Source organism: Variovorax sp. GW821-FHT09A10 (assembly GCF_059418385.1).
The window spans coordinates 91,533-114,993 of sequence record NZ_JBWKPT010000008.1 but is presented as its reverse complement, the minus strand read 5'-3'; the positions used below and the strand labels follow the sequence as shown (position 1 = coordinate 114,993).

The window sequence follows — 23,461 nt, the reverse complement described above, 5'->3', positions numbered from 1 at the left end:
CGATGGATCTGATGTCTGCGATGCGCAACCCGGCGATTTTATCGGCCAGCTCCCCCTCCACGTCCGCTTCGTCACCGGAACGCGTGCGCGCGCCCGTGCGCGGCGGCCCGGCGCTGTTCGACGCCTGCCAGATCGGCGTGGTGCTGCGCACCGTGGTGTTCGTCGAAGCGGTGGTGGCGGTGGCCACGTTGTTCGTGGTCGGCACCTTCGGCGAATGGCTGGTGCAGGCGGCCACGGTCACCGGCGGTGCGCTGCCCGCCACGCTGCTGTGGCTGGTGGCGGCCTGCGGGCTCAAGAAGCAATTGCGGCGCCTGCCGCCCCCCGGGCAGTACGCCGCGGGCGCCGTGCTGGGCGCGGTTGCGTCGCTGTACGGCTGCGGCCTGCTGCGCCTGACCGGCGTGATCGCCAGCGCGCCCTGGCTGGCCAGTGCGCTGGCCGGCGCGCTGTTCGCGGGGCTGGTGATGGCGGCCATGGTGCTGCGCGCGCGCGGCCAGACGCCGGCCGCGACCACGGCCCGGCTCGAAGAGCTGCAGTCGCGCATCCGCCCGCACTTCCTGTTCAACACGCTCAACAGCGCCATCGCGCTGGTGCGCGAAGAGCCGGCCAAGGCCGAGACCATGCTGGAAGACCTGGCCGAGCTGTTCCGCCAGGCGCTCACCGTGCCCGGCGAATCGGGCACGCTGGCCGACGAGATCGCGCTGGCCGAGCGCTACCTGGCCATCGAGCAGGTGCGCTTCGGCGAGCGCCTGCGCATCCGCTGGGACCTCGATGCCGCCGCCAGCGACGCGCGCCTGCCGCCGCTGCTGCTTCAGCCGCTGGTCGAGAACGCCATCAAGCACGGCGTGGAGCCCAGCCCCGACGGCGGCAAGCTGCGCATCCGCACCGAGCGGCGCGGCGGCATGGTCGTGATCGAGGTGGTCAACAGCCTGCCGCCGCTGCGCTGGGCCGACGAGCCGCTGCCGCGCGGCCATGGCATCGCCCTGGACAACGTGCGCGAGCGGCTGCGCCTGCTGCACGACATGCAGATGCAGTTCAGCGCCGGCATGGACCAGAAGAACTACCGCGTACGCATTGCCATTCCCGCCGAATCCTCATGAGCCTCAAGACCCTGATCGTTGACGACGAAGCCCTGGCCCGCTCGCGCCTGCGCACGCTGCTGCGCGACTGCACCTCGCCCGCCGCCGAGGTGACGGCCGAGGCCGCGCAGGGCGAGGAGGCGCTGGCGCACCTGGCCGCGATGGACCTCGACCTGGTGCTGCTCGACGCGCACATGCCCGGCGTCGACGGCATCGAGGTGGCGCGCGCGCTGCGCCACCGGCCCGACGCGCCGGCCGTGGTGTTCGTGACGGCGCATGCGAGCCATGCGGTCACGGCCTTCGAGCTGGAGGCGGTCGACTACCTCACCAAGCCCGTGCGCGCCGAGCGGCTGCAGCAGGCGCTGCAGAAGGTCGAGCGCTTCCTGAAGGAGCGCCGCGCCGCGCAGCCGGTCGCCGAAGCCACGCCCGAGTGCGTGCTGATCCAGGACCGGGGCCGCGCCGAGCGCGTGCCGCTGTCCGAGGTGCTCTACCTCAAGTCCGAATACAAGTACCTCACGGTGCGCACCGCCACGCGCAGCCACATCCTCGATGGCTCGCTCAACGATTTCGAGGAGCGCTACCCGAACCGCTTCCTGCGCGTGCACCGCAATGCGCTGGTGGCGCGCTCGGCCATCCGCGCGCTCGAGCGCTACGACGACGGCGAGGACGCCGATGGCTGGGCGCTGCGGCTGGACTCGGTGCCCGAACCCGTGGCGGTGTCGCGCCGCCAGCTGGCCGCGGTGCGCGAGATGCTGAAGGAATCGCGATGACCGACGACACCCCGGCTGGCCCGAAGCCCCCGCCCGAGCGGCCGGTGGCTGCGGAAGAGCCGCCGCCTGCGCCCGCTCCGGCGCCGCCGCCGGCCGAGCCCGCTGCGCCGGTCGAGCCGCAGGAAGATTCCACCTCCGCCCTGCGCAGGCGCTTCGTGCTGCACATGCCGGTCGACGTGCGCAGCGCGTCGCTCGTGGTGCTGGCCGTGCTCGCCAGCGTCTTCGCGCTGCGCTGGGGCCAGGCCGTGTTCGTGCCGCTGATGCTGAGCCTGCTGCTGAACTACGCGCTGTCGCCGCTGGTCGAGCGCCTGCACCGCTGGCGCGTGCCGCGCTGGATCGGCTCGGCGGTGATCCTGCTGGGCCTGTTCGGCGGGCTCGGGTGGACCGGCTATTCGCTCTCGGGCAGCGCTTCGCAATTGCTCGACTCGCTGCCGGTCGCCGCGCAGAAGCTGGGCCAGGCCATGCGCCGCGACAAGAACGCCAGCGCCACGCCGCTGGACAGCGTGCAGCAGGCCGCTGCCCAGCTCGAGAAAGCGGCCGAGGAAAACTCCGCGCGTGTGGCCTCGCGCAAGGGCGTGGCGCGCGTCGTCATCGAGCGGCCGGGCTTCAACGTGCGCGACTACCTGCTCAGCGGCACGGTCGGCCTGCTCAACGCCTTGGGGCAGCTCACGCTGGTGGCCTTCCTCACCTACTTCGCGCTGTGCTCGGGCGACACCTTCCGGCGCAAGCTCATCAAGATCACCGGGCCCAGCCTGCAGAAGAAGAAGGTCACGGTGCACGTGCTGGACGACATCACGCGCAACATCGAGCGCTACCTGCTGGTGCAGATATTGGTGAGCGCGCTGGTGGGGCTCGCCACCGGCCTGGCGTTCTGGCTCATGGGCGTGGAGAACGCGGCCGTGTGGGGAATCATCGCGGCCGTGACCAACCTCATTCCGTACATCGGCTCGGTGATCGTGCTGGTGGCGGCGGGGCTCATGGCCTTCCTGCAGTTCAGCAGCATCGAGATGGCGCTGCTGGTGGGCGGCGTCTCGCTGGCGATCCACACGGTGGTCGGCAACCTGCTGATGCCCTGGCTCACCAGCCGCACCAGCCGCATGAACCCGGTGGCGGTGTTCGTGGGCGTGATCTTCTGGGGCTGGCTGTGGGGCATCTGGGGGCTGCTGCTGGGCATCCCGATCACCATGGTCATCAAGTCGATCTGCGACCGGGTGGAAGACCTGCAGCCGATCGGCGAATTGCTCGGCGAATAAACCGGCCCTTCAAACCCTTCAGGAGGGTGCATCGTCCGATGCTGTAAATTATTGCGAATCAATTCGCAATAATTAAATGGCCGACGTTTCATCCGCTTCCTTGCCACCCGGGGCCGGCGCCCCGGCCCGGCTGCTCTCCATCGACGCGCTGCGCGGCCTCGTGATCCTGTTCATGCTGCTGGACCACGTGCGCGAGACCTTCTACCTGCACCACCAGGTGCCCGACCCGATGCTCGTGGCGCAGACGCCGCCGGCGCTGTTCTTCGGCCGCCTGCTGGCGCACCTGTGCGCGCCGGTGTTCGTGTTCCTGACCGGGCTGTCGGCTTTTCTCTACGGCGCGAAGCAGGCGGACGGCCGCGCGGCGGCGTCCTCGTTCCTGTGGAAGCGGGGCCTGTTCCTCGTGCTGCTGGAGGTCACGGTCGTCAACTTTGCGTGGACCTTCCAGTTCCCGCCGGCGACGGTGTTCCTGCAGGTGATCTGGGTGATCGGGCTGTCGATGCTGGCGTTGTCGGCGCTGGTGTGGCTGCCGCGCCGGGCGCTGGTCGTGTTGGGCGTGGTGCTGGTGGCGGGGCACAACCTGCTCGACGGCGTGCACTTTCCCGTCGGCCATGTGCTGCACGTGCCCTGGGCCGTGCTGCACGACCGGGGCTGGATCGAGCTGTCCGAGGCCCTGAGGCTGCGCACGTCGTACCCGCTGCTGCCGTGGATCGGCGTGATCGCGCTGGGCTATGTCGCCGGGCCGTGGTTCCTGCCCGGCGCCGACGCGCCGCAGCGCCAGCGGCGGCTGCTCGCGTGGGCCGTGGGCCTGCTCATTGGCTTCGTGGCGCTGCGTGCACTCAATGCCTACGGCGACAAGCCCTGGGCAGCAGGCGACAGCGCGCTGACGAACGTGATGGCCTTCCTCAACGTCACGAAGTACCCGCCGTCCTTGCTGTTCATCGCGCTGACGCTCGGCGTGGGGCTGTGGCTGCTGCGCCTGTTCGAGCGCCGGCAGGGCGCGGCCTGGCTCGCGCCGCTGGCCGTGTTCGGCGCGGCGCCCATGTTCTTCTATGTGCTGCACCTGTACGTGCTCAAGTTCCTCTACCTGGGGGCCGAGGCGGTCTGGGGCCCCAACCAGGGTCGCTTGTTCGGCTTCGACGCCGTCTGGATGGTGTGGCTGGTCACCGGGGTGCTGGCCTTTGCGCTGTATCCGGCGGTGCGCGCCTTCGCCGCCCTGAAGGCGCGGCGCCGCGACATCGCGTGGCTCAAATATCTGTGAGCGGCTGGCGATGAAGCGGTTCTGCGGCGCGGCCCTCGCCATGCTGGGCACGTCCGCCCTGGCGGCCGAAGGCGGCGGCTTCGTCGAGGACACGCACTGGCGGGTGCTCCAGCGCAGCGTGTACGAGCACCGGAGCTACCTGCACGGCGATCGCAGCAACGGCGGGCGCAACGCCACGCTGTCGAAGGCGCGGCGCAGCGACTACGCGCAGGAGTGGGGCTACGGCGTCATGGGCACCGTCGCGTCCGGCTTCACGCCGGGCTGGATCGGCTTCGGCGTGGACGCGCATGCCTCGCTCGCGCGCAGCCTCGACGGCGACGATCTGCGCGTCGGCAAGATCCGCATGCTGCCGGTGGACGGCGCGGGCTACGCGCAGGACGGCATCGCGCGCGGCGGCGTGGCGCTGAAGGCGCGCATCTCCGCCACCGTGCTGACGGTGGGTGAGCAACGCGTGAAGACGCCGGTCTTCAGCGCGTCCGATTCCCGCCTGCTGCCCGAGACCATGCGCGGCTGGCTGCTGACGAGCCGCGAGTTCGACACGCTCACGCTGCAGGCCGGCCGCTTCACCGGATCGACCGACCGCCATGCGCGCGGCACGAACCACCCGTTGATCGTCAATTACCTCGACCCGAAGTCACCGCGCGGCGACGTGTTCGACTTTGCCGGCGGCACCTGGAAGGGCAGCGCTTCGCTGTCGCTCACGGCCTATGTCGCACGCCTGGAGGACACCTGGCGCACCGGCTACCTGGGGGCCCAGTACACGGTGCCGCTCCCGGAGAAGCGTGCGCTGTCCTTCGACCTGCAGGTGTACCGCAGCAAGGACACGGGCCGCGCGCTGGCCGGCCCGGTGGACAACACCACCGCGAGCCTCATGACCAGCTACGCCCACGGCCCCCACCGCGTGGGCCTGGGCTGGCAGAAGGTCGCGGGCGACACGCCGTTCGACTACGTGACGCGCGGCGCCGTTTGGCTCGGCAATGCAGCGCAGCTGTCCGACTTCAATGCGCCGCATGAGCGGTCGTGGCAGCTGCGGTACGAAGTGGATGCTGCGCGTTGGGGCGCACCCGGGTTGAGTCTGGGCGCGGCCTACATCCGCGGCAGCGGCATCGACGGCAGCCGCGTGCCGGCGCGCGGAGGCTACGCGTGGCTGGGCTACGGGCAGGGCGGCCGGCACTGGGAGCGCGACCTGTGGCTGCGCTACACGGTCCAGCAAGGCAGCGCCAAGGGCCTGGCCTTCCTGCTGCGCTACGGCGAGCACCGCAACAACAAGGCGCAGGCCGAACTCAACACGCGCCAGATCCGCGTCGCGCTGGAGTACCCGATCGGCAACGACTGAGCGGGCGGCGCTGTCAGGGGGCCGTGACGGGCAGCTTCTTCACGAAGGTCGCGGCGGGGTCGAGCGGCTGGCCGTCGCGCGTGCGCAGGTCGATCGGCGCTACCGGCTCACCGTTCTCGCGCTCCAGCAGCACCGAATGCGGCTCGCCGGGCGCGAACAGGTTCGCCTCGCCCCAGTGCCGCAGGCCGACCACCACGGGGAACAGGCCGCGGCCCTTGGCCGTCAGCGCGTACTCCTGGTAGAGCGAGCCGTCCGAGGCGGGCACGAGGTCGAACACGCCTTCCTGCACCAGCCACTTCAGGCGGTCGGCCAGGATGTTCTTGGCCACGCCCAGGCTCTGCTGGAACTCGCCGAAGCGCCGCATGCCGTCGAAGGCGTCGCGCACGATCAGCAGCGACCACTGGTCGCCGACGATCTCGAGCGCGCGCGCCATCGGGCAGGCGTCGAACCTCAGACTTTTTCTCCTGGCCATCGTGTGTTTCCTGTGCGTCCCTGGGATGGCGGGATTAGACCGTAGCGCTCGGCTGGTTGCAAATTAAAACCGATGCGACTAGCATCCAAATGGTTTTAATTTGAAACCTGAAATGGCCATGACCCTCCCAACCCCCGCTCCCCACGACATCCCTTCCGGCGGCGACGCCGTGCCCGGCCTGCGCGCCAGCCCCGTGCGCGTGGCCGTCGTGCAGTTCGACCCGCAGGTCGGCGTCGAGAACCTCGCACGCAACGCCGCCGCCGTGCGCGCACAACTTGAAGCCGCCGTGGCCGGCGGCGCACAGCTCATCGTGCTGCCCGAGCTGGCGACCACCGGCTACTGCTTCAACGGCCGCGCCGAGGCTTTCGCCCATGCCGAGCCCGTGCCGCACGGCCCGACGGTGCAGGGCTGGGTCGCGTTCGCGGCAAAGCGCGGCGTGTACCTCGTCGGCTGCCTGGCCGAGCAGGACGGCATGCAGCTGTTCGACACGGCCGTGCTCGTCGGCCCCGAGGGCTACATCGGCCGCTACCGCAAGACCCACCTGTGGAACAACGAGAAGCTGTGGTTCACGCCCGGCAACGAGGGCTACCCGGTGTTCGAGACGAAGATCGGCCGCATCGGCCTGCTCGTGTGCTGGGACATCTGGTTTCCCGAGGCGCCGCGCATCGTGGCGCAGCAGGGCGCCGACATCATTTGCGTGCCCACGGGCTGGGTCTGGACGCCGCCACCGCTGTACGACGCCAGCGGCGTGTGCATGGCGGCCTACCTGACGATGACGGCCGCGCACGCCAACAACGTCTTCATCGCCACCGCCGACCGCGTGGGCCGCGAGCGCGGCACGGGCTTCATGGGCAACTCGCTGATCGCGGGCACGAACGGCTGGCCGATGGGGCGCATCGCCGGGCCCGAGGAAGAAACCATCCTCTATGCCGACGTCGACCTGGGCGCCGCGCGCTCCGCGCCGATCTGGACGCCGCTCAACGACCTGCACCGCGACCGGCGAACCGATCTGTACGACGCGATGCTGGGCTACCGCGGGGCGCAGGCACTGCCGCGCTAAGGCGGGCAAAACGGACGATCATCCACGGCCCGAGCAGCGCCCCGAGCCCGACCGAGCTCCACGCCGCCACCCACGCGTACGTGCTGCCGAAGCCGAACCGCGCCTGCCCCCAGTCGAGCGCCAGCCCGAACACCCACGGGCTGAGCGCGCCCGCGCCGAAGCCCATCACCGAGCGCACCGAGAACGCCACGCCGAGCCGGTGCGGCGCCACCACGTCGGCCAGTGCGGTCGAGTAGACCGACGAATCGGCGATGGCGAGCAGGTTGTACAGCGCTGCCATCGCGGCCAGCGCCCACAGCGGCCAGGTCCACATCCAGCCGAAGCTGAACGACAGGGCCAGGCTCGCGAGGGTGGCGATCATCATCACGCGCGCGCGGCCCAGCCGGTCGGAGGCCGCGCCGCCCACCACGCTGCCGAACACGCTCACGAGGTGCGCGAACGCCGCCAGCGCGATGCCCGCGGCCGGCCACGCGGTCGCGCCGCCGCGCGACGAGGCCATGAGGTAGGCGGGCAGCCAGGCCCACAGCGCCATGAGTTCCCAGCAGTGGAAGGCGTAGGCCCAGTTGCCGGCCATCGCGGGCCGGTCGCGCACGGTCGCGTTCAGCGCCTGCAGCACGCCTTCGCGCGGCGCACCGGCGACCCGTGGCGCAGGCGGCGCCATGCGCCGCAGCGCGAGCTGGGCCAGCAGCACGCCCATCACCGTGCAGCCCGCCGCCACCAGCAGCCCGGTGCGCCAGTGCGCCACCACGCTGAAGCCCGCCACCACCGCGAGCGACAGCGCATAGCCCATCGACGCGGCTCCGAGAAACAGCCCCATCGCGCGCCCGCGCACCGCGGGCCCGGCGTTGAGCGACAGCAGCTGCAGCCCCGGCGTGTACGAGGCGCCCGCGCACAGCCCCGCCAGGCCGTACAGCAGCAGCGCCGAGCGGTGGTCGTGCGCGAAGAGCGCGAAGGCCAGCGATGCGGCCGCGCCGATCACGCCACCGATCGCGAAGATGCGGTGCGGGCCAAAGCGGTCGGCCAGCAGGCCCACGGCGAACAGCGAGCTCATGTAGCCAACATGCCAGGCGCTCTGGATCGAGCCGGCCTGCGCGGCCGTCATCTGCCAGTCGTCGCGCATGAACGGCAGCACGCCCGAGTAGGCCGTGACGATCATTCCCTGCAGCAGCCGGCTCGCGCACAGCAGCGCGAGCCATCCGCGCTGCGGCGCCGCCAGGGTGGGGTCAGCGCAGTGCACGCTGCATCAGCACGGTGTCGCCCCACTGGCCGAACTTGAAGCCGACATTGCGCAGCACGCCGACCGTCTCGAAGCCCAGGCTCGCATGCAGCCGCTGCGAGCCCGCGTTGCCGCTGTGGCCGATGCACGCGACCATCTGCGTGAAGCCGGCCTCGGTGCAGCGGTGGATCACCGCCTGCAGCAGCGCCGTGCCGATGCCGTGGCCGTGCATGTCGGGTGCGACGTAGATCGAGTCTTCCACCGTGTGCCGGTAGGCCGAGCGGGTGCGGTAGGGGCCGGCGTAGGCGTAGCCGGCCACCTCGCCATCCTTCAGCGCCACGAGGTACGGCAGGCCGCGTTCCTGCACGTCGATGCGGCGTGCCTGCATCTGCGCGACGGGGGGCACTTCTTCTTCGAACGAGCACAGGTCGTGCTGCACGTAGTGGCTGTAGATGGCCTGCACGCGGGCCATGTGGTGGGGCTCGGCATCGGCGATGTCGAGCGCGGTGAAAGCAAGGGTGGGGGAGGACATGGGTCGATCTTGACGAGGCGGGATCTATAAGTGAAGCTGAGACAACCTATGCAACGCATAAGAAATACTTTGGACAAAAACCTCAACCTCGACCAGCTCGCCACCTTCGCCCTGGTGATCGACACCGGCAGCTTCTCCGCCGCGGCCGACCGGCTCGGCCTGTCGCAGCCGGCCGTGAGCCTGCAGGTGCGCCAGCTCGAGCGACGGCTGGCCGTGCGGCTCATCGAGCGCGTCGGCAAGCGCGCGCGGGCCACGCCGGCCGGCGCCGAGCTGCTGCGCCACGTGCCGCAGATCGAAGCGGCAGTCGAGAACGCCGTCGACGCGGTGGCCGACCACGCGCGCGGCGTCACGGGTCGCGTGCGGCTGGGCACGGGCGCCACGGCCTGCCTGTATTTCTTGCCGGCCGTGCTGCGCCAGTTGCGCGAGGCGTTTCCGGCGCTCAGCGTGGTCGTGAGCACCGGCAACACCGACGAGCACGTGCGCAAGGTGGAAGACAACAGCATCGACCTCGCACTCGTCACGCTGCCCGCGGCGGGGCGCTCGCTGAGCGTGATCCCGGTGTGCGACGACGAGTTCGTCGCCATCGGCCGTGCCGACCTCGCGCCGCTCAAGGCCCGCGTCACACCGGCCGACCTGGCGATGTTGCCGCTGGTGCTGTTCGAGCCTGCGGCCAACACGCGCAAGCTGGTCGACCGCTGGTTCGCGGCCGAAGGCCTGCAGCCGCAGCCCGTGATGGAGCTGGGCAGCGTCGAGGCGATGAAGGAGATGGTGGCCGCGGGGCTGGGCTACGGCCTGGTGCCCGGCATGTCGATGGCGGGGCGCGGTGCCCACCCGGCGTTGAAGGCCAGCCGCCTGGCCCCGCGCATGCACCGCACGCTGGCGGTGGTGATCCGTCGCGACAAGCCGCTCAACAAGGCGCTGCGCACGGTGCTCGAGGTGATCGTGGCGGCCGGCAAGAAGCCCGGCCGCCGCTAGGAGTCCTTACTCTGGAATGGCCGCCAGCGGCGCCGCGCCGCCGCGTGCGCGGCCCAGCGTGCCGACGATGAGCGCGGCGATCAGCACCAGCACGCCGCTGAGCACCATCGTGGGCGAGATGCCGCGGCTGTCGACCATCAGGCCGCCGATCAGCGCGCCCGAGGCGATCGCCACCTGGAAGCCCGTCACCAGCAGGGCCTGGCCGGCTTCCTGCGCGTCGGGCACGGCTTCCATCATCCAGCCGGTGAGCGCCACCGGGATCAGGCCGAAGGCCACGCCCCAGATCACCACCACGACCGCGCCGGCCACCATGCCGGTGCCGATCACCGTGGTCAGCAGCAAGGCCGTCGCGAGCATCAGCGCCGCCAGCAGGGTGGTGCCGCGCACGCTGCGCGCCACCAGGCTGCCCCCCAGGAAGGTGCCGATGAAGCCCACCGCGCCGTAGATCAGCAGCAGCGTCGAGACCGCATTGGCCTGCAGGCCGAACACCTGCTGCAGCAGCGGCTTCAGGTAGGTGTAGGCCGCGAAGTGGCCGGCAATGAAGAACAGCACCGCGAGCAGGCCGACCTGCGCCATGCGGCGCGTGAGCGGCGTGAGCAGGTCGCGCGCACCGATGGCGCGTTGCGGCGGAATCGCGGGCAGCAGCCACAGCTGCACCAGCAGCACGGCCGCGGCCAGCGCGCCGGTCACGGCGAACGAGGCGCGCCAGCCGAACATCGTGCCCAGCCACGAGCCCGCGGGCACGCCGAGCACCGTGGCGGCCGACACGCCGGCCAGCACCAGCGACATGGCGCGCGCCTTCGAGGCGTCGGGCACCAGCTGCGTGGCAGCGGCGGGCGCGAAGGTCCAGAAGCCGCCCACGGCCAGGCCGAGCATCAGGCGCGCGACCAGCATGGTCGTGAAGTTGGGCGCGAACGCGGCCAGCAGGTTCGAGGCGATCAGGAGCAGCGTGAGCGCGATCAGCACCGTGCGCCGGTCGAGCCGGCCCGAGGCGACGATCAGTGCCGGCCCGGCGAAGGCGGCGAGCACGCCGGGCATGGTGATCATCAGGCCGGCCGTGCCGTCCGACACATTCAGGCCGCGCGCGATGTCGGTGAGCAGGCCGATGGGCATGAACTCGGTCGACACCATCGCGAAGGTGCCGACGGCGATGGAGCCGACCGCGAGCCACGCGGAGCGGGTGGGGGCGGCCACGGCGTCGCGCGCGGGCGCCGCCAGGTCGTCGATGCAGGGGTTGCTGCCGGAAGAATTCATCATGGAGATGCAGTCCTTGAACGCATCGGCGATGAAGGCGCCAATGCCGGTGAGGGGGCATTGGAGTGTGCGAGCCGGGGGCCTTGCGACCAAGGGGCGGTGGAGCAGTAGACAGTTTCCCTGCGGCGAACAATCGACCCCTTTGGTGTCTGAAGCCGCCCGGGGATGCGGCAATGGCGCCTTTCGCCATCACCGTCTTCTTGAGTCGCCGAGATTAAGTGTGGGCGGGGCGCAACTCGAGCGCCCGTCCATCGGCCACGAACGCCTCGTCGACCAGCACGCGGAAGGCCGTGCCCTGCGGAAACTTCGGCTGCGCGACGGCCGGCGAGAGGAATTCGATGTCGAGCGCAATGGGCGTGCCGCGCACCAGCGATTCGCCCTGCGGCACGCGCCAGCGCACCGAGAAGCCTTCCTTGTCGAGCACCAGCGCGCCCCGGTATTCGCCGGGGCCCAGCGGCACATCCTGCGACGGCACCGAGGGGCGGCGGAAGGTCAGCTCCGCCGCCAGGTGCGGCGTGAACGCGGGCAGCGCGTCGAAGCCCGCGGGCGGCGCCTGCTTGGGCGTGCGGCGCGGCAGCTTGCCGATGAGCCACGTGATCACGTTGCCGATGATCGGCACCCACAGCACCATCAACAGCGTGGCGATGTCGCGCGTGGTGGTGCCGGGCGCCGCGTAGTGCCGCACGATGCCGCCGCCCACGGCCACGCACAGGAGGATCAGGACGATGACGCGTCGGCGGAACTGGATTTTGGTCATGAATGCGCGGCGGGGCGGGGGTGAAAGCGGCTTCGGACCTTACCCTACCCGCAGCACCGCATCCGCCGGCAGCGCCTGCCAGTCGATCCATTCGCCCACCGCCGCATGGTGCGTGGGTGCGGCGGCGCCTTCGACGGTGCCCCACTGCAGCGTGAGCCGGCGCGTGCCGAGCCGCAGCGCGAGCTCGAAGCCCGGCCAGTGCGCGGGCACATGCGGCGTCATCGACAACTGCCTGCCCTTCACGTTCAGGCCCAGCAAGGTCTCGACGGCCGCACGGTGCAACCATGCGGCCGAGCCGGTGTACCAGCTCCAGCCGCCCCGGCCCACATACGGCGCGGCGCCGTAGACATCGCCCGCCATCACATAGGGCTCCAGCTCGTAGACCGGGCCGCGCGCGGGGTGCTGCGAACGGTGGGCCGGGCTCAGGCCCTCGAAGCTCTGCCAGGCCGCTTCATGGTCGCCCTGCAGCGCCTGCGCCATCAGCGCCCACACGGCGCCGTGCGAGTACTGGCCGCCGTTCTCGCGCACGCCCGGCGGGTAGGCCTGGATGTAGCCCGGGTTGGGGGTCGACTGGGCAAACGGCGGCGCCAGCAGCCGCAGCAGGCCGGCCGGTTCGTCGTGCAGGTGCTTCTGGATGGCGGCCATGGCCGGGCCGGTGTGGGCCGCGTCCGAGGCGCCCGACAGCACCGACCAGGCCTGCGCGATCAGGTCGATGCGGCACTCGCTGTTGATCGACGAACCCAGCGGCGCGCCGTTGTCGAAGAAGGCGCGGCGGAACCAGGCGCCGTCCCAGCCGGCGTCGTGCAGCGCGGCGATCCAGCCCGTGCGCGCCGCGGTCCAGCGCGCGGCGCGTTCGTGTTCGCCGCGTGCTTGCGCGAGGGGCGCGAAGCGCTCGACCACGCTGCACAGGAACCATGCGAGCCACACCGATTCGCCACGGCCCTCGTGGCCGACGCGGTTCATGCCGTCGTTCCAGTCGCCGGTGCCCATCAGCGGCAGGCCGTGCACGCCGGTCTTCAGGCTGCGGTCGATGGCGCGCGCGCCATGGTCGAACACGGTGGCCATGCGGCCGCTGTTCTGCGGCGCGTAGTAGGCGTCTTCGGCGCCCTCGGGAATGCCGGGGCCTTCGATGAAGCCGACCATCTCGTCGAGCAGCGAGGCATCGCCCGTCACCTCGACGTAGTGCGCCGACGCGTACGGCAGCCACAGCAGGTCGTCGGAGAAATGCGTGCGCACGCCGGCGCCGCCGGGCATGTGCCACCAGTGCTGCACGTCGCCTTCAGGGAACTGGCGCGCCGCGTTCACGAGGATCTGCGCGCGCAGTCGCGGCGGGTCGGTGAGCGCGAAGGCCATCGCGTCCTGCAGCTGGTCGCGAAAGCCGAAGGCGCCGCCGGCCTGGTAGAAGCCGGCCTTCGACCAGAGCCGGCAGGCCAGCGTCTGGTACACGAGCCAGCGGTTGACCAGCGCATCGAACAGCGGGTCGGGCGTGCGCACCTGCAGGCGACCCAGCAGGTCGTCCCAGAAGCCGCGCACCTGCGCCAGCGCCTCGGGCACGTCGCGCTGCCGCCAGCGGCGCGCGAGTTCGAGCGCCGCGTCGGCAGTGCCGGCGTGGCCCAGCACGAAGCTGAAGCGCGCGGTCTCGCCCGCCGCCACGACAAACTCACCGCCAATCGCCGCGCAGGCATCGAGCCCGCTGCCCGCGCGCCGTGCCAGCGTGTCGGGCACTTCGACGATGCCGCGGCCGGCGAAGAATTCGCTGCGGTCGCAGGTCCATTGCGTGGCCCCGGTGGTCGCGCCCTGCAGGCCGGCGAGCAGCAGGAAGGCCGCGTTGCCGCCGAAGCCTGCGCTCGATTCGCGCTGCTGGCCGAACACGGCCGGCTGGTCTTCGGGCTTCCAGCAATGCACGGTGCGCCGTTCGCCGCGCGCGGCGCCCAGTTGCCACTCGACCATCGCGAGTGCGCGCAGGCGGCGCTGGCCGGCGCCTTCGTTGCGCACGCGCACGTGCACCAGCTTGACGGCCTCGTCGCGGTCCGCGAAGAAGGTGGTGTCGAGTGCGAGGTCGCCCTGGCGGCACTCGAAGACGGTGTAGCCCTGGCCGTGTCGCACGCGGTGGCGGGTGGCGCCATCGCTGCCACCGGCGGGCGTGAGCGGCAGCATCTCGCGCGTCGCGACGTCCTGCAGCAGGTAGTGCTCGAAGGCCGGGTCCTGCACCGGGTCGTTGGACCAGGGCGTGACCTGGTGCATGCGGCTGTTGCCGGCCCAGGTGTAGCCGGTGCCCCATTCGGACACCTGGAAGCCGAAGGTGGCGTTGGCGATCACGTTGATCCACGGGCGCGGCGTGCGGCGGTCGGGGCCGACCTCGAAGCGGAACTCGCCGCTCTCGGCGTCGAAGTCGCCGGTGGGTGCCGTGGTGGTCGATGAGGCTGCGTGCCGCGTTAACAGCGGCGTGCGGTGCTGCACCGGTGCGCTGCTGTCGTCCGCAATCGTCGGGCTGCGTGCCTCATGCAACGCAGCCACCTGCACTTCGAGCGCGCGGCCATCGGCCGTGAACACCACGCGTGCCAGGCTGGAGAGCGCGGCCTTTTCCGACGGCACCACGTCCTGGTCGCGCAAGAGGTAGAAGCCGGCGGTGTCGTTGCGCGGAAAGCTGTTCTGCGTCTGCTGTGCGACGCGCGTGCGCAGCATCTCGATCTCGCGCTGCAGCGGCATGAGGTACGAGTTCGGTTCGCTGTTGAGCACCACGAGGTCGCAGGCCACGCCGCCGAAACCCCACCACGGCTGCGCGCGCAGCAGCGTGTTGATGAGGCCCATGCCGTTCATCGAGTGGATGTAGACGAGCACGATGGGCTTGTCGCCCGAGATGCCGAAGCGCCAGATCTGGCGCAGGTCGATCAGCCCGCGGTCGCTCATCACGCGGGGCGTGGTGTAGGTGAGGATGGTCGTCAGGTCCTGCAGCGCCAGGTTCTGCGCGGGCGCGATGCTCAGGTCGCGCAGCCGCACCTGGGCCAGCGTGGCCGCCATGCGGGTGGCGCGCTCCACGTGCATGGGCTGCAGGTAGCGGTCGATGCAGGGCATCAGCGCTTCGATGCTTTCGTCGGCGGCGGTGGCGAAGCTCAGGCGCGCGGTGGTACCCGGCGCAATCGACAGGCGCACGCGCAGGCAGGCGATGGGGTCCAGGCCGTTCATCGGCTTGCCCTGGGCCGTGAGCGGTTGCGGGTCGAGCGCGGGGTCGGCCAGCGTGCGGTTGCGGCCGATGAAGGCGCGCCGGTCGGTCATGCAGTCGATCGACAGCACGTGGGCATCGACCGAGGCCACGAAGTGCACCGCGGCCACCACCGCATCGCCATGCAGGCGCGGCTTGCGCGACAGCAGCAGCGCGCGCCACGTGGGCTCCCAGCGCGATTCGACGAACAGGTTGGCAAAGGCCGGATGTGCCTCGTCGGCCTTGGGGTTCGACAGCACGGGCTCGAAGTACGAGACGAGTTCGAGCGTGCGCGTTTCGTCGCCCGAGTTGTGCAGCGTGATGTTGCGCAGCTCGGTGTCGTCCTCGGGGCTGATGAGCACCGTGGTGCGCACCTGCAGCCCGGGGCCGGTCGCATCGAACTGCACCTGGTCGGCCAGGAAGCGGGTGCGGTAGTGCCAGTCGGCGCCGGGCGCGGGCAGGGCGGTGAGTGAGGTGAGCTCGGCTTTCCCTTCGTCGCGTACATAGAAGAAAGTGCCGTAGCTGTCGCGCAGCGGATCGTCGCGCCAGCGCGTCACGTTGAATGCGCGCCAGCGGCTCACGCCCGCGCCGTTGGCCCGCAGCGCCACCGTGTAGCGGCCGTTCGACAGCAGGTGCGTGGGCTGGAAGCCCGGCCCCGTCGGATCGACCACGCGCGGCTGGAACAGCGGCGCCAGCTCGGCCTGGCTGGGCTCGGGCGGCGTGCGCGGGTCGGCGCTGCCGATGATCTGGCGCGGCGTGCGCTCGTGCAGCAGCGACTCGTGCGCCTGCACCAGCGCGGCGCTGCCGAACCAGCGGCGCGGCGCGTCGTCGCGCAGCACGTTGCACAGCGCCACCAGCGACATGCCCTGGTGGTGTGCCATGAAGTTGCGCACGACGGTGAAGTCCTGGCCCTCGGCCTGGCGCGAGGTGGTGAAGTCGATCGCGTCGTGAAAACCGAATTCGCCGCGCGCACCGAGCGATTCGAGCAGTTCGAGATTGATGACGGCCGCTTCAGGCGCGAACGGCGCGGCCATCAGGCTGGCGTAAGGCGCCACCACGCGGTCGGTCGGCGGCGTGCGCCGCAGCGCCAGGCGCGGCACGCCGAAGGGCGAGTACTGGTACGCCAGCGAATGGTCTTGCGCGAAGTAGGCCGACTCGGACACGCCCCACGGCATGTTCTGCGCGCGGCCGAAGGCCTGTTGTTCGGCGATGGCCGCGGCATTGGCCACCTGCAGCAGGCCGTCGGTGGGCTCGGTCATCACGAGCGCCGGCATCAGGTACTCGAACATCGAGCCCGACCACGACTTCAGGCTGGGCTGGAAGCCCACCAGCAGGAACGGTCGGCCCAGTGCCATCCAGTGGCGGCGGGGCACGTCGCCCTTCGCAATCGCCAGGAAGCTCAACAGGCGCGACTCGGAGGCCAGCAGGTCGTAGTAGCTCGCGTCGAGCACGTTCTCTTCGACGCGCAGGCCGATGTGGAACAGGTGGCGCTTGGCGTCGTAGAGGCCGCTGAAGTCCATGCCGTCGTGCAGTGCGTCGCAGCGTCGGGCCAGTGCTTCCAGCGCGGGGGCTTCATGACTCTGGCAGCCTTCTTCCGCTGAGAAAGCGCGGCAGGCCTGCGCCACGGCCACGAGGTGGCCCGCGAAGTTGCCGCTGTCCACGCTGGACACATAGTCCGGCGGCAACGGTTTGAGTGTCTGCGTGTCGTACCAGTTGAACAGGTGGCCGTTGTGCTTCTGCATGCGGTCGACGGTGTCGAGCGTGGCCGTGAGGCGCGCCAGCAAGGCTGCTGTGTCGATCCAGCCGAATTCACGCGCGCAGCAGGTGGCCAGCAGGTACATGCCGATGTTGGTCGGCGAGGTGCGGTGCGCGAGGGTCGGCTGCGGCTCGAGCTGCAGGTTGTCGGGCGGCAGGTGGTGGTCGTCCGGGCCCACCACGTGCTCGAAGAAGCGCCAGGTGTCGTGCGCCAGCGTCTCGAGGTAGCTGCGTCGCGCGGGCGCGAGCGGGTCTTCGGCGTGTGCGTCGACACGGCTGCCCCACCAGGCCGCGATGGGCGCCAGCGACCACAGCACGAAGAGCAGCGGACCGAGCACCGGCCAGGCGCTCCAGTTGGCGAGCACGGCCAGCACCAGGCACACCGCGCTGCTGAGGGCCGCGCTGCGCACGAAGGGCTTCAGGCGCTGGCTCGATTGCGCCTGTGCCTGGTCGGCCGTCGTCCACTGCAGCAGGTGCCTGCGGCTCACGACCAGCCGCCAGGTGGCGAGGAAGGCCGCGTCGAGCAGCAGGCGCGTCTGCGCCGCCAGCTGCACGAACTGCCAGGCCGCGCCGGCCATGGCGCGCAGCAGCTCGATCGCGCCCACGTCGAAGAAGTGGCGCAGCTCGATGGCGCGCCGTGTCGGCACCAGACCGGCCAGTGCGCCCAGCAGCGGGCCCAGCGTGAGCGCCGCGCCGACGGCCGCCAGCGCCCAGCCGAGCGGCATCGCCTGCGTGAAGATCACCAGCACCAGCAGCGCGAAAGACGCCGGTGCGACCAGCGAGCGGCGCAGGTTGTCGCACATTTTCCAGAGGCCCAGCGCGTCGATGCCGAAACGGCGCGCGCGCCACATCAGCGGCAGCAGCTGCCAGTCGCCGCGCACCCAGCGGTGCACGCGCGAGGCGGCCACGCCGGCATGGTGCGGATGGTCTTCGACCAGCACCACGTCGCTGACCATCGCGCAGCGCGCGACGCTGCCTTCGAGCAGGTCGTGGCTCAGCACGGCGCTGTCGGGCAGGCGGTCGTTCAGCGTGGCGTGCACCGCGCGCACGTTGAGCAAGCCCTTGCCGGTGAAGGAGCCGCTGCCGAACACGTCCTGGTAGATGTCGGAGGCGCCGCTGCCGTAGGGGTCGAGCCCGCACTGTCCGGCGAACACCCAGTGGAAGAAGGAGCGCTCGCTGCGCATCGGGAACGGCGTGACGATGCGCGGCTGCAGGATGCCGAAGCCCGCGACCACGCGCCGGCTTGGCATGTCGATCTCGGGCGCGTTCAGCGGATGCGCGGCGATGGACACGAGGTCGCGCAGCGCACCGGGTGGCAGTCCCGTGTCGCTGTCGAGTGTGAGCACATAGGGCGTGCGGCCGGGCGCGAGCTGCTGGCCCGGTGCGAGCGGCAGAAAGCCGCTGGCGTCGCCGCTGGCCAGCAGGCGCACCAGCATTTCGAGCTTGCCGCGCTTGCGCTCCCAGCCCATCCAGCGCTGCTCGGTCTCGCTCCAGCTGCGCGGGCGGTGCAGCAGCAGGAAGCGCGGCGCCGTGCCTTCGGCCGGCGGGTACTTGGCGTTGAGTGCGGCGATGCGTTGCTGGGCGTCGTCGAGCAAGGGCGCGTCGTCGGGCATCGCCGCTTGCGAAGCGTCGGCCCAGTCGGTCAGCAGCGCGAACTGCGCGTGCGCCTCGCGGTTGGCGAGCCAGTGCAGTTCGAGCCGGTGCGCGAGCCTGGCGTTGTTCGCGGTCGAACCCAGCATCGTGGGCATGACGACGAGCGCGCGGTGCCGCTCGGGAATGCCGTTCGCAAAATCGAGGCGTGGCAGGGCCTGCACGCGCACCGACTCCGCCATGATGCGTTGCGCCAGTGCAATCAGCGCTTCGGACAGCGGCCACGCGAGCAGCAGCAACGCCGCGACCGTGGTCCAGTCGCCGCGGTGCGGCAGGCTGTGCAGCACGGCGGCCAGCAGCAGCGCGGTGCCGAGGGCGACGGACCCCACGTAGACAGGCAGGCGCCAGCCGCGATGGCTGCGCGCGGGGCGTGTGTGTGCGGTGCGTGCGGCTTGGCCCGGCGTTGCGTTCGCCTGCAGCGATGCGATCAGCGCGGGGCGGCCCTGGCCGAAGAGGTAGTAGCCGGCGGTGCCGTCGGCGCGGTCGGTCTCCGCACCGGCTTCGTCGGCCGGCGCACTGGACGCCAGCGTGACCACGGCCTGCGCCACTTCGCGCTCGGGCCGTTCGGTGCTGCGCGCCACCTGCTCCATCGCATGCGTGATCTGCTGGCGCGTGAGTTCGCTCTCGTTCGCAAAGCTCGGCAGTTCGCGCAGCACGCGCAGCGAGCGGCTCACGGGTTCGATGAGGTCGCTCCACTCGACCTGGCCGATCATGCGCAAGGTCGTGATGATGTTGCCGACCGTGAGGTTGGCCGCGGCCTGCGCGTTCTGCGCGTCGCCGATCAGCGCCGGGCCGTTGGGGCAGTGCTGCTCGGTCCAGCGCACCAGCGCGGGCATGTCGTCGCCGTGCTCGACGGGCAGGCGCTGCCACAGCTGCGTGAGGTAGCTGTCCTGCAGGCCGTGGCTCTGCAGTGCGCGGTAGAGCACGTCGAGGTCTTGCACCGAAAGGTGCGGCGCCGCGTCCCACGCGGCATGCGCGATCTCGCGCGCGACCTTGTTCTCGGCAATGCGCTCGGCCACGCGGCGCAGGTTTTCGAGCAGCACCACGCGCAGGGTGGTGGGCAGCGCCCACAGCTCGCCGAGCATCAGCTCGTCGATGTCCTGGTAGGCGTTGAGGAAGGCGGTGAACAGCGTCTTGTTGAGCACGCTGTCGGTGTGCGCCACATAGGCCCACGCAATGCCGTACACGCGCGGCAGCCCCGCCAGCGGCGGCGTGACGAGCTTGGGCAGGCGCGCGTAGTAGCTGCGCGGCACGCCGTCATGGATCTGCTGGAGCTGCGCCTCGACGAGGTGGAAGTTGTCGAGCAGCCATTCGGCCGCCGGCGACACATAGCGCCCGCTCTGCGAGATCAGAGCGATGTAGTCGAAGGCGGCGCGCAGCGACTCGAGGTTCTCGTCGACCCGCGGAAAGAAGGGCGCGCCTTCGCGCGCGCGGTGGTGTTCGTCTTCCACCACCTGGGCACGGGCCAGGCTGTGGCCGTGCTGTTCGAAACGTTGGGCGCCGAAGAGTTCGGCGCGGATCGCGGGTGCTGCCAGGTCGTGCGGACCGAGCAGAAGGGTCCGGGCGTAGTGACTGAGCCCTTGGAGGCGGTCGACGACGGCAGCGGCGCTCAAGTGACCGCGAACAGGCCGATGCCCAGAACCACGGCCACGCAGGCCATCGTGACAATGCGGCCCGCAGCGAGCGCGCGCACACGTTGCATGTGGCTTCGCAGCGAGAACCATCGCCCGTGGGCACGTGCACAGTGGTGCATGTGGGAAGCCAGGGCCTCGAAATCGCTGCCGACGAAATCGATCTGAGAATGGGAAAGGGACTGCGGGACGGACATTGCAACGGGCTCCTGTGAAACGACTTCGAGCTGCCGCGCGATTGCGAGAACTGTGAACGTGTCCCGACCGTACCCTTTTAAATGACCTTACAGGTACCTCATTGCCGACAGCGCACGTAGGAAAGGGCGCACAAGGCGCCCTTTGTCCATGGAGGCTGCCTGCCGGTCAGCCCGTATTGCGCAGCCCCGCCGCCACCCCGTTGATCGAGATGTGGATGCCGCGCTGCAGCCGCTCGCCGCCATCGCCCGCGCGGTAGCGCCGCATCAGCTCGACCTGCAGGTGGTGCAGCGGGTCGATGTAGGGGAAGCGATGGCGCACCGAGCGCTGCATCTCGGCATTGCCCTCGAGCCGCTGCTTGGCGCCCGTGATGAGCGTGAGCGCGTCCGAGGTGCGTTGCCATTCGGCCTCGATCATCGAGAACACCTTCTGGCGCAGCTTGCGGTCGGTGACCAGCTCGGCATAGCGCGAGGCCAGCGCGAGGTCGCTCTTGGCGAGCACCATGTCCATGTTCGACAGCAGCGTGCGAAAGAACGGCCACTGCACGTACATGCGCTGCAGCAGCGCCTGGCGTTCCTTCTTGCCCGCGGCGGTGCCGGCGGCGGCCAGGAACTGCTCCACGCCCGAGCCGAAGCCGAACCAGCCCGGCAGCGTGAGGCGGCACTGGCCCCAGCTGAAGCTCCACGGCACGGCGCGCAGGTCGTCGATCTTGTGGCTCGGGTTGCGCGAAGCGGGGCGCGAGCCGATGTTGAGCTCGGCGATCTCGCGGATCGGCGTGGAGCCGAAGAAGTAGTCGCCGAAGCCCGGGGTCTCGTACACCAGCTTGCGGTACGCGGCCATGCTGGCAGTCGAAAGTTCGCCCGCGGCCGAGAGGAAGTTCGCCGGCGCCGACTTGCCCTGCGGCAGCAGCGTGGCTTCGAGCGTGGCGGCCACCAGCGTCTCGAGGTTGCGCCGGCCGATCTCGCGGTTGGCGTACTTCGAGCCGATGACTTCGCCCTGCTCGGTGAGGCGGATCTGGCCGCGCACCGTGCCGGGCGGCTGCGCCAGGATGGCCTGGTAGCTCGGGCCGCCGCCGCGTCCCACCGTGCCGCCACGGCCGTGGAACATGCGCAGGCGGATCGGGTTCTTTTTCTTCTTGTTCAGCTCGTCGAACAGCGACACCAGCGCGATGCCCGCGCGGTACAGCTCCCAGTTGCTGGTGAAGATGCCGCCGTCCTTGTTGCTGTCGGAGTAGCCCAGCATCACGTCCTGCTCGGCGCCCGAGCGCTCGATGAGCGCCTGGATGTTCGGCAGCGCGTAGAAGGCGCGCACGATGGGCGCGGCGTTGCGCAGGTCTTCGATGGTCTCGAACAGCGGCACCACGATCAGGTCGCAGGTCGCGTTGCTGTCCATCGCGCCGCGCAGCAGGCCCACTTCCTTCTGCAGCAGCAGGGCCTCGAGCAGGTCGCTCACCGTTTCGGTGTGGCTGATGATGTAGTGGCGGATGGCCGCCGCGCCGTAGCGTGCACGCGCGGTGCGTGCGGCCGCGAAGATGGCCAGCTCGCTTCGGGCGAGCGGCGAGTAGTCGGCGTCGGGCACGCGCAGCGGACGCGCGTCGTCGAGCAGCTTCAGCAGCAGCGTCTGCTTGGCCTCTTCGGCCAGCGACGCGTACGAGGGCTCGATGCGCGCGGTGGCCAGCAGCTCGGCGATCACGGCCTCGTGCTTGTCGGAGCTCTGGCGCAGGTCGACCGTGGCCAGGTGGAAGCCGAACACTTCCACCGCGCGGATCAGCGGACGCAGGCGCGGCGCGGCGAGCACGGTGCCGTGCTTCTCGACCAGCGACTCTTCGATGGTGCGCAGCTCGGCCAGGAATTCTTCGGCGTTCGCATACGGGTTCTGCGGCGCTACCGCATGGCGCGCAGCCTCGCCGCCGCTGAGTTCGCGCAGCGTGGCGGCCAGGCGCGCGTACACGCCGGTGAGGGCGCGGCGGTAGGGCTCGTCCTTGCGGTGCTCATTGGTGTCGGGCGAACGCTCGGCCAGCGCCTGCATCTCGACCGACACGTCGACCAGCGTGGCCGACAGCGACAGCTCGCCGCCCAGGTAGTGCACCTCGGTGAGGTAGTGGCGCAGCGCGAGTTCCGACTGGCGGCTCAGCGCGTACTCGAGCGTCTCGGCCGTGACGTTGGGGTTGCCGTCGCGGTCGCCGCCGATCCACTGGCCCATGCGCAGGAAGGGCGCGACCGAGGGCGTCTGCCCGCCTTGCACCAGCGCCTTCTCGAGATCGGCGTACACGCGCGGGATCTCGCGCAGGAAGGTGGCTTCGTAGTAGCTCAGCGCGTTCTCGATCTCGTCGGCCACGGTGAGCTTGGAGAAACGCAGGATGCGCGTCTGCCAGATCTGCGTGACGCGGATGCGCACCTGGGTTTCGTTGTCGGCCAGCTCGAGGGGCGAGAGCGCGTCTTTTCCGCCGGCGTAGGCGTTCTGGCGCAGCTTGATCTCGTCCCGCGTGGTCAGCAGCAGGGCGATGGCGCGCTCGGCGTCGAGGATGCTCTTGCGCTGCACTTCGGTCGGGTGCGCCGTGAGCACGGGCGACACGTAGCTGTGGGCCAGCGAGGCGACGATCTCGTCGGGCTTGATGCCGGCCTTGCGGATGCGGGCCAGGGCGGTCTGCAGGTCGCCGTCGGCCTGCACGCCTTCGCGTTCGGCCTCGGTGCGGCGGCGGATCTGGTGGCGGTCTTCGGCCAGGTTGGCCAGGTGGCTGAAGTAGGTGAAGGCGCGGATCACGCGCACCGTTTCGGCGGCGCTCAGGCCCTTGAGCAGGTTCTTCAGCGCGCGGTCGGCAGCATGGTCGGCGTCGCGCCGGAACGACACCGACAGGGTGCGGATCTTCTCGACCAGCGCGTAGGTTTCGTCGCCCTCCTGCTCCCGGATCACGTCGCCGAGGATTCGGCCCAACAGCCGGATGTCGTCGATCAATGGCTGGTCTTCGGTCTGGCGGCGCTTGGCGGGGGATGCAGGAGTCTTGCTGGCTTTCATTCGATGTTGTTCCTGGGGACTTGAATGGACGCGCCGCCTCCGTTGCTGCGGCGC

General features: G+C 70.4%; 15 protein-coding genes. 7 read left to right on the top strand and 8 right to left on the bottom strand.

Features of this window, described 5'->3' with window-relative positions:
- Nucleotides 1-20: 20 nt before the first annotated feature.
- From AC07Q9_RS25240 to AC07Q9_RS25220, 5 genes are all read left to right on the top strand, one after another.
- Nucleotides 21-1,097 (top strand): sensor histidine kinase, encoded by a 1,077-nt coding sequence (locus AC07Q9_RS25240; protein ID WP_495312259.1) that lies wholly within the window; start codon nucleotides 21-23, stop codon nucleotides 1,095-1,097.
- Nucleotides 1,094-1,846 carry a LytR/AlgR family response regulator transcription factor gene (locus AC07Q9_RS25235; protein WP_495312181.1) on the top strand — a complete coding sequence of 251 codons (753 nt, stop codon included), beginning with the start codon at nucleotides 1,094-1,096 and terminating at the stop codon, nucleotides 1,844-1,846. The genes AC07Q9_RS25240 and AC07Q9_RS25235 overlap by 4 nt, the downstream gene beginning before the upstream one ends.
- The gene (locus AC07Q9_RS25230) at nucleotides 1,843-3,099 is read left to right on the top strand and encodes an AI-2E family transporter (RefSeq protein WP_495312180.1); all 1,257 of its coding nucleotides are present in this window, start codon (nucleotides 1,843-1,845) and stop codon (nucleotides 3,097-3,099) included. Before AC07Q9_RS25235 ends, AC07Q9_RS25230 begins: the two co-directional genes overlap by 4 nt.
- Before the next feature lie 76 nt (nucleotides 3,100-3,175).
- Entirely contained in the window at nucleotides 3,176-4,357 is a 1,182-nt protein-coding gene (locus AC07Q9_RS25225) for an acetyltransferase domain-containing protein (protein WP_495312179.1), read from the top strand.
- Between the two features lie 10 nt (nucleotides 4,358-4,367).
- Nucleotides 4,368-5,693, top strand: coding sequence for an OprD family outer membrane porin (locus AC07Q9_RS25220; protein ID WP_495312178.1), 1,326 nt, complete (start codon nucleotides 4,368-4,370; stop codon nucleotides 5,691-5,693).
- Between the two features lie 13 nt (nucleotides 5,694-5,706).
- Here AC07Q9_RS25220 and AC07Q9_RS25215 read toward each other — a convergent pair whose 3' ends face one another.
- Nucleotides 5,707-6,165 (bottom strand): winged helix-turn-helix transcriptional regulator, encoded by a 459-nt coding sequence (locus AC07Q9_RS25215; protein ID WP_095746483.1) that lies wholly within the window; start codon nucleotides 6,163-6,165, stop codon nucleotides 5,707-5,709.
- 118 nt (nucleotides 6,166-6,283) lie between these two features.
- Between AC07Q9_RS25215 and AC07Q9_RS25210 the strand changes: the two genes are divergently transcribed.
- Complete coding sequence (locus AC07Q9_RS25210) at nucleotides 6,284-7,225, top strand: nitrilase family protein (protein WP_495312177.1); 942 nt, start codon at nucleotides 6,284-6,286, stop codon at nucleotides 7,223-7,225.
- Here AC07Q9_RS25210 and AC07Q9_RS25205 read toward each other — a convergent pair.
- Together AC07Q9_RS25205 and AC07Q9_RS25200 are read right to left on the bottom strand one after the other, a co-directional pair.
- Nucleotides 7,143-8,462, bottom strand: coding sequence for an MFS transporter (locus tag AC07Q9_RS25205; RefSeq protein WP_495312176.1), 1,320 nt, complete (start codon nucleotides 8,460-8,462; stop codon nucleotides 7,143-7,145). The two genes, AC07Q9_RS25210 and AC07Q9_RS25205, sit on opposite strands and share 83 nt — an antisense overlap.
- A complete protein-coding gene (locus tag AC07Q9_RS25200; protein ID WP_495312175.1) occupies nucleotides 8,449-8,973 on the bottom strand; it encodes a GNAT family N-acetyltransferase in 525 nt (174 codons plus the stop codon). Before AC07Q9_RS25200 ends, AC07Q9_RS25205 begins: the two co-directional genes overlap by 14 nt.
- 48 nt (nucleotides 8,974-9,021) lie before the next feature.
- On the opposite strand from AC07Q9_RS25200, the gene AC07Q9_RS25195 reads away from it, so the two are divergent.
- On the top strand, nucleotides 9,022-9,948 hold the full coding sequence (locus AC07Q9_RS25195; protein WP_495312174.1) for a LysR family transcriptional regulator: 927 nt from the start codon (nucleotides 9,022-9,024) through the stop codon (nucleotides 9,946-9,948).
- Nucleotides 9,949-9,954: 6 nt separating this feature from the next.
- On the opposite strand, the gene AC07Q9_RS25190 is transcribed toward AC07Q9_RS25195, so the two are convergent.
- The 5 genes from AC07Q9_RS25190 to ppc form a co-directional block, all read right to left on the bottom strand.
- Complete coding sequence (locus tag AC07Q9_RS25190; RefSeq protein WP_495312173.1) at nucleotides 9,955-11,205, bottom strand: MFS transporter; 1,251 nt, start codon at nucleotides 11,203-11,205, stop codon at nucleotides 9,955-9,957.
- Nucleotides 11,206-11,416: 211 nt separating this feature from the next.
- Nucleotides 11,417-11,959: a hypothetical protein gene (locus AC07Q9_RS25185; protein WP_495312172.1), complete on the bottom strand. Its 543-nt coding sequence runs from the start codon at nucleotides 11,957-11,959 to the stop codon at nucleotides 11,417-11,419.
- A 39-nt stretch (nucleotides 11,960-11,998) separates the two neighbouring features.
- Nucleotides 11,999-20,179 carry a glycoside hydrolase family 94 protein gene (locus tag AC07Q9_RS25180; RefSeq protein ID WP_495312171.1) on the bottom strand — a complete coding sequence of 2,727 codons (8,181 nt, stop codon included), beginning with the start codon at nucleotides 20,177-20,179 and terminating at the stop codon, nucleotides 11,999-12,001.
- Nucleotides 20,176-20,394: a hypothetical protein gene (locus AC07Q9_RS25175; RefSeq protein WP_062474298.1), complete on the bottom strand. Its 219-nt coding sequence runs from the start codon at nucleotides 20,392-20,394 to the stop codon at nucleotides 20,176-20,178. The genes AC07Q9_RS25180 and AC07Q9_RS25175 overlap by 4 nt, the downstream gene beginning before the upstream one ends.
- Before the next feature lie 166 nt (nucleotides 20,395-20,560).
- On the bottom strand, nucleotides 20,561-23,407 hold the full coding sequence (gene ppc / locus AC07Q9_RS25170) for a phosphoenolpyruvate carboxylase (RefSeq protein WP_495312170.1): 2,847 nt from the start codon (nucleotides 23,405-23,407) through the stop codon (nucleotides 20,561-20,563).
- Between the last annotated feature and the right edge of the window lie 54 nt (nucleotides 23,408-23,461).